This window comes from Terriglobus sp. YAF25 (genome assembly GCF_052113305.1).
GTDB lineage: Bacteria > Acidobacteriota > Terriglobia > Terriglobales > Acidobacteriaceae > Terriglobus.
In genome coordinates, this window is record NZ_JBFRCY010000188.1 from 1 (window position 1) to 6,660 (window position 6,660).

Genomic DNA, 6,660 nt, shown 5'->3' on the forward strand with positions numbered 1-6,660 from the left:
ACTCGATGCAGGAGCACGGTTTCGATAAGTGGATCGCTCCTTTTCGCGATTCCGGCATTGAGACATGGGTAGCGCCGAGCGCTAATCGGGGCAACCGTATCTTCCCCGACAACGATAACAATCTCAAGACGATTCAGGCCTTCGTCACCGATGGTCAGCGGCTGGGGTCAACAGGCATGCTGAATACAGTCTGGAACGATGGTGGAGAAGGCATCTTCGAGCAGAACTGGTATGGCGTTCTCTACGGRGCTTCGTCCAGTTGGCAAAGCGGCAAAGCCGACATTGAGCAGTTCGAACAAGACTACGGCCGCGTCTTTCACAACGATTCGTCCGGAAAAGTAAATCAGGCTGAGATCGCGCTGATGAATGCGCACCTCATTCTGGCCAAAGCAGATTTGCAGGCAAAGAATGTCTTGTTCTGGGAAGACCCTTGGAGCAAAAACGGACAGCAGGATACGTTGAAGATTCTACCCGTCGCCCATGACCTTCGCATGGCGGCGGAGGATGCCATCATCCTTCTTGAAGAAGCGAAGAAGCAGCCAGAAATACGCAATATTGATGCGCTGGACGCGATGGAGATAGGCGCGCGCAAGATGGACTTCATCGGACAGAAGTTTCTGCAGGCCGAGGAGATGCGCCAGGAATATTCGGAAATGTATGCTCACCAGGCAGACGTGCCGAAGAAGGAGGCCGTCTCAGACATGTCGTTTACCCTGAGCGGCAACAATGGGCAATGCCAGGACTTGCGTGATGGTTATGGGCTTATTCGTGATCTCTTCCGGGCAGCATGGCTCAAAGAGAGCCGACCTTATTGGCTTGACAATGTTACTGCGCAGTACGACCTGAATATGCAGCTCTGGATCCAGCGAGGAGTAGTCATTCGCGCCGCGGGAGACGACTATGAGAAAACAGGTCACCTTCCAACGCCACAAGAGCTCGAGATTCCAGCAACAACGCTCCTCACACGATAAGAGGTTCCATGACGTCCCGCGCACATCGAACGCGACATGCTTCAGCCGGTGCAATCTGCATCGTTTTGTTGTCTTTCACCGCCGTTGCTCAAAGCGCCGATGTGCAGCCCATGCATGTTGCCATAGACCCGGAGGATGCGAGCTTTACGCTTTCCGCGGACGGCCTTCCCTTCCCCGTACTTCGGGCCGGCATCTCCGCCCTGATCGATGGAAGATGGGTTCGGTCGAGCAGCTATCCAAATCACCGCATCGATGCCGTTGCCGGAGGATGGGATGTCACTTTTAGTGGGCTGGCGAATGAGCCGGAGCTACATTATCGACTTCACACTCCTGAGGGGCGTTCCTTTGGAGAGGTGCAGGCAACTGTTCGCAATACCACTGGAGGGCCCATCCACGTCAATGCGATTCGTATGWTGGATACGGTAGGCGGCCCTCTTCTCAATCTCGGAGGCCCCGTCGAGCATGACCGCATTCTCTCCGACAGCTTCAGCGAAGACACGCCGGCCATCAAGATCATGGACCTGAAAGATGCCCCAAACCGCGTACATCGTGGTGTAGGCAGCCAACTGATCTATAACCGCGACAGCAAATGGAGCTTCTTCGCGGGTACCGGCACGTCGGATCGTTTCATCACACTCCTACGGCTGACTCTGGGCAAGGATACTGGGATCGAGAGCTACATTGCCGAGTCTACCGGCACTACTGAAATCATGCGAGAAAACTCCCTTCTTGAATCCCCCAGTGAAGATGCTGTGCCGTTATCGCTTGAACTCGCATCGGGTACAGAGCTCCGCTCGGAGCGCCTCTTCTTCAGCATCGACAACGACTATCACCGTCAGCTCGAGGCCTATGGCGTTCTCATTCGAGACCTGCATCACGCCCGCACCAAGGCTTCTACTGCGATGGGCTGGTGGAGCTGGACGGCTTACTACTACGGCCTCACCGAGGGAGTCGCACTCACGAACGCTCAATGGCTGGCGCAGAATCTGAGTGAGCTTGGCTACAACTACTTCCATCTCGATGAGGGCTATCAATACGCTCGCGGAGAGTACATTACAGCGGATGCAAACCAGTTCCCTCATGGAATGATTGCGCTCGAAAACCATGTGCACGCGCTGGGCCTCACGTCGGGAATATGGACCGCGCCCTTCGAGGTCTCTGAGCGAGCCTCCATCTTCACGGACCATAAAGACTGGCTTGTGCACAATGCCGGCGGTCAGCCCATTCACCTGGGCTGGGCTAATAATCACCTTGACCGCCTATACGCCCTTGATACTACTCATCCTGGAGCGCAGGAGTATCTTCGCTCGACCTATGCCGCACTGGTGAAGCAGTGGGGCATCCGGTACATCAAGCTTGACTTCATGGACGACAGCGCTGTTGAAGGAATCCGCTATCGGCCGAACACCACCGCAATGGAGGCTCAGCGGATTGGTCTTGCGACTATTCGCGAGACAGTAGGCGACGACATCATGCTGGATAAAGACGGCAGCGCTATGTTGAATCCAGTAGGCTATGTCGACTACGGCCGCATCGCACAGGACACCGGACATACCTTCACCGCAACGAAAGAGGCCGCGCCCGCGGTCGCTGCTCGCTACTACATGAATCGTAACTTCTTCGTGAATGATCCAGACGCCTTCACCGTATCTACTCAGATCATTAAAGATCATGCGTGGAACGGCGGCAAAATCCCACTCACGCTGGAAGAGGCTAAGGCTTCCATCGCCCTCAGCGCGATCTCAGGTGGCATGTTTGAGATCGGTGATGACCTTCCTTCACTCGGYAGCAAGCCGGAGAGGCTCGCTCTGGTAAGGAACCGCGATCTGCTCAACATGGTCAAGCCAGGCAAAGCGTCGAAGCCAATGGACTTGATGAGCTATGCCCCGGAAGATAAGCAACCCAGCATCTTTTTTCTGAAGGAAGATGGCGGGCATAGTGTTCTCACAATCTTCAACTGGACCGACGAAGCCCGTACCCATCGCATACCCCTAGGCTCCGTTGGTCTTGACGTGAACTCTCGTTATTTCATTCGAGAGATCTTCGATAGAGACTCATCGACGAGGCGGGCCGCGCACGTCCTCACGGTAACCCAACCCGCTCATTCGGTGCGCATCTATCAAATTATCAACCTATCTATCCCGGCGCAGCGGCAGCATATCGACGTCAAGCATCCCACCCATGTCAAGACCGGTGAAAGCGCTTCTTTTTCCGTTTGCTCGGAAGACGTAGCTTTTCCACCCGCTGAGTACCGCTGGACGTTCGGAGATGGTGTCAGCGCGCAAGACTGCGCCGTAACCCACACCTACACCCAGCCAGGAACGTACCGCGTACGACTGATTGCGATAGGTGCGACAACATCCACACAGATCAGCGCCTTCGACGTGACCGCTGAAGGAGAGATACCCTCCGCGTTTGTGCCTGCAACAAAGACACGCTTCAACGACAAGTAATTGGCTCGATATAGAAAGACCCGCATGACATTACAATTTCGCGATCGATATCAGTCGCAGACTGCGATAATCCTGATCCTGCAAACCATCGGCCTTCTGGCCATGCTTTCAAGCCGTTCAGGTTATGCACAGCGCACCAAAGATCAGGGCGAGTTCTCCCGTTATGTCGGAGATGCGCCAAAGCATGCGCGGCCGTACGATAAGGCCCTGTCCTCAGCTATCACTCGCAAAGATGTGTCTGCAGCACTGATGAAAGTAGCAGACTGGCAACTGCAGCGTTCGGCGCCTCACTTCGACGACGACTGGACATTCGGAGTGCTCTATACCGGCTTTATGGCAATCCCGGAATCGGTCGCCGGCAAGAGATATATCGAAGCCATGAGATCCATGGGGCAAACACTCCATTGGCAAATGGGTCCCGACCTGCTCGATGCTAACGACATGACCATTGGCCAGACCTATCTCGCGCTCTATGAATCTTACAAAGATCCAGCGATGATGCAGTCCGTCAAAGATCGCGCTGCGTTCACCATGAGACAAACAGAGAGTCAAGAACGCCCCTTATGGTGGTGGTGTGACGCACTCTTCATGGCCCCTGCCGCTTTTGCAGAGATATCTCGCATCACAGGTGATCAACGCTATCTCGATTACATGGATACGCAATGGAGCGTCACTTCTTCTCATCTCTACGAGACGCGTCACCGTCTCTTCTTCCGCGACGCGCGGTTCCTAACCAGAAAGGAAGCCAACGGCGAACCGGTGTTCTGGTCGCGGGGAAACGGCTGGGTCCTTGCCGGCCTCGCTAAGGTTCTTCAGAACATGCCGAAAGACTATCCATCCAGACCGAAGTACGTGGCGCAGTTTCAAGAGATGGCCGCTTCGCTCGCCAAGCTGCAACGCCCCAACGGGTTGTGGACCGCGGGCCTGCTTGATCCAACCAGCTATCCGGCAGACGAGACATCGGGAACCGGCCTCATCACATTCGGACTGGCGTATGGAATCAACAGTGGCATTCTGAGCAAAGAAGAGTATGAGCCGCATGTTGCGCTCGCGTGGCGAGGTCTCGTCTCACACATCTTCGTTGATGGCAGGCTTGGCTCTGTACAGAAGGTTGCGGATGCGCCCGGACACTTGAAGCCAACATCCAGTTACGTCTATGGCGTTGGCGCCTTTCTTCTTGCGGGCTCGGAAATTTATTCTATGGCACAACAGTGAGTTGTCGCCCCACTGTTGTGCTATGAGTCTATTTCACGCGATCGATTACGCCAGGAAACCACTTGATTGCGTTATCGTGATACAGCTTGCGAAGAATCTCCGGCGACAACGCTAAACCTTGCACCGGCTTCCCCTGGTATTCGACTGTATCGTTGGTCGCGAAGTACCGCCATTGATCCGCATAGGCCTCTTCCCAGAACTTCGCGGCCTGCTTTGTTTTCCAGCCCGGATAGAATTCATGGTCATTGTCGGTCGCGTAGATAAGGCGATCCTGATACTTCGTGATGAAAGCAATCGCCTGTTCCCGTGGCATCATCTTGAAGTAGGGAACGCGTCCGGCGATGTCGACTGCAAAGTTTGGATAGCGTTCGAAATGCGCACCGAGGTCGGGGAAGTTAGCTTCAAGGCTGCCTACATGTGCGCCGACCACGCGGAGCGTGGGGTTTTGTTCAAGCATATGGTCGCGGGCAGCGAGGATTGTCTCCTTCGAGTTCACCCCGGGCTTGTTGTACATGTACCACCATGGCTCCTCTTCCATGTAATACGAGTAGTCATCAGCCTTCGGATCGGGTGGGGCCCACAGTGTATTTGGATCGGCAACGTGTGCAATCAAGGTTTTATCGTGAGCGGCAATATCACGGTAGATCGGTGCAAGGCGTGGGTCGTCCGGAAGAATGTACTTCCCTGCCGAGTCCTTAACTTCCATACCCACGTTTTTCCAGATCTTTACCGCGATCGCGCCATGATCGAAGTCATTATTCATCTCCGCTACTGCATTTGCGGCAAAGGAAGGGTCGTTGAACTTATAGGGATCGAACGACGTGCATAGCTTCGTGCGGTCTTCATTCTGGGCGATCACGCCGAGCGCGCCAGCGCGTTGCTTCACAAGTGTTGCCGGATGTTTCCCATGGTCATCTACTACAACGATATCGACCAGGTGGAGGTTCAAGCGCTTCAGTAACGCATTGAACACAGGCGATGGATGAAAGATATGGGCATGCGTATCGATTGGGTCCAGCGCCACGAACTGCTTCAGCTCCTCCGGTGTGAAAAGGCCCTTAACAGACCGGGTGCCTGAGTGGCTCGATTGCTGCGCGCCCGCGTAGCAACCGATGGACAAAATGCAAAAACATGCGGGCAGCCAGTTCGTTCTCATCGAGACCTCGTCGTATAGATTGCACTCATTCTTGCTACAAGCTCCTAAACTGGCTCATCGCCAATCTCTTCCTTCACTGGATCCCAATAGAGCTTCTTACCACTCCAGTAAGACTGCGCTGCCATGATGCAGACGACAGAATGCGAGAAACCGTGGTCCACCGTAGAGACAGGCTGGCTGCGATTCCGCATCGCCGCGATCCAGTCGAGCAAGTGCGGTGCATCGACATCATCCGGGCCATCCGTGTCGGGCGGCGGCGCTCCCGGCACCCGCACCACCTCTTCGCGGTCTTCAAACGGGGCGACAAGCGGGACGTTTTTATAGCGCGGATTATGCCCGTCATATTCTTCGCGGCCGCCTTCCTTCGTCACGACGAAGAGAGAGGCACCCTCTCCACCATGATTTTCAATTGTCCCGTCCCGCCCTTGAATCCGCGAGAAGCTGCGATAGCTATTACCGAAAGTGGTCTTATATGTGTAAAGAAAACCTTTGGGATACGTTACCGCAGCAACACATGTGTCCGGATTTTCCCGGCCATCGGGCCACGCAAAAATGCCACCGTTGGCAACAACACTCACCGGATATGCCTCATCAGTCCATAGGTGCACCAGATCACATCCGTGGCTTAACCACTGATCGAATAGCCCGCTCGAGAACTCCTTGTATAAGCGAAACTCCAGATACACATGCGGATCAAAGGGCCGATACGGCTTATCCATTAGCCATCGCTTCCAGTCAGTGTCTTCTTCCCGAAGCGTGGAATGGCGTTCATAGAGCCACTTCTTCCACTCCATGTCTTTATCCTTTAGCATCTCTGGCGAGATACCGGTATCGACGTCCTCAAAACGCCACCGTTCTTCATTGA

At 54.6% G+C, this 6,660-nt stretch carries 4 protein-coding genes and 1 pseudogene; 3 read left to right on the top strand and 2 right to left on the bottom strand.

All coding sequences use genetic code 11. The annotated features are described in order from the left end of the window. From AB4043_RS09900 to AB4043_RS09910, 3 genes and pseudogenes are all read left to right on the top strand, one after another. Positions 1–971 (top strand): annotated as a pseudogene (locus tag AB4043_RS09900) (glycoside hydrolase); the annotation flags it as partial. Between the two features lie 110 nt (positions 972–1,081). Beyond that, positions 1,082–3,424, top strand: coding sequence for a PKD domain-containing protein (locus AB4043_RS09905; RefSeq protein ID WP_442306968.1), 2,343 nt, complete (start codon positions 1,082–1,084; stop codon positions 3,422–3,424). 234 nt (positions 3,425–3,658) lie between these two features. Next, entirely contained in the window at positions 3,659–4,639 is a 981-nt protein-coding gene (locus AB4043_RS09910) for a glycoside hydrolase family 88/105 protein (protein WP_442306969.1), read from the top strand. 28 nt (positions 4,640–4,667) lie between these two features. Here the strand turns inward: AB4043_RS09910 and AB4043_RS09915 are convergent, their stop codons facing one another. Continuing rightward, a complete protein-coding gene (locus AB4043_RS09915) occupies positions 4,668–5,795 on the bottom strand; it encodes an amidohydrolase family protein (RefSeq protein ID WP_442298874.1) in 1,128 nt (375 codons plus the stop codon). A gap of 44 nt (positions 5,796–5,839) precedes the next feature. After that, positions 5,840–6,660 (bottom strand): Gfo/Idh/MocA family oxidoreductase (locus tag AB4043_RS09920; protein ID WP_442306970.1); only part of this gene is annotated, 821 nt, incomplete at its 5' end.

Bases quoted from the DNA above. Each gene is read 5' to 3' on its own strand.
- AB4043_RS09915 (WP_442298874.1), bottom strand. From the start codon at position 5,795: ATGAGAACGAACTGGCTGCCCGCATGTTTTTGCATTTTGTCCATCGGT.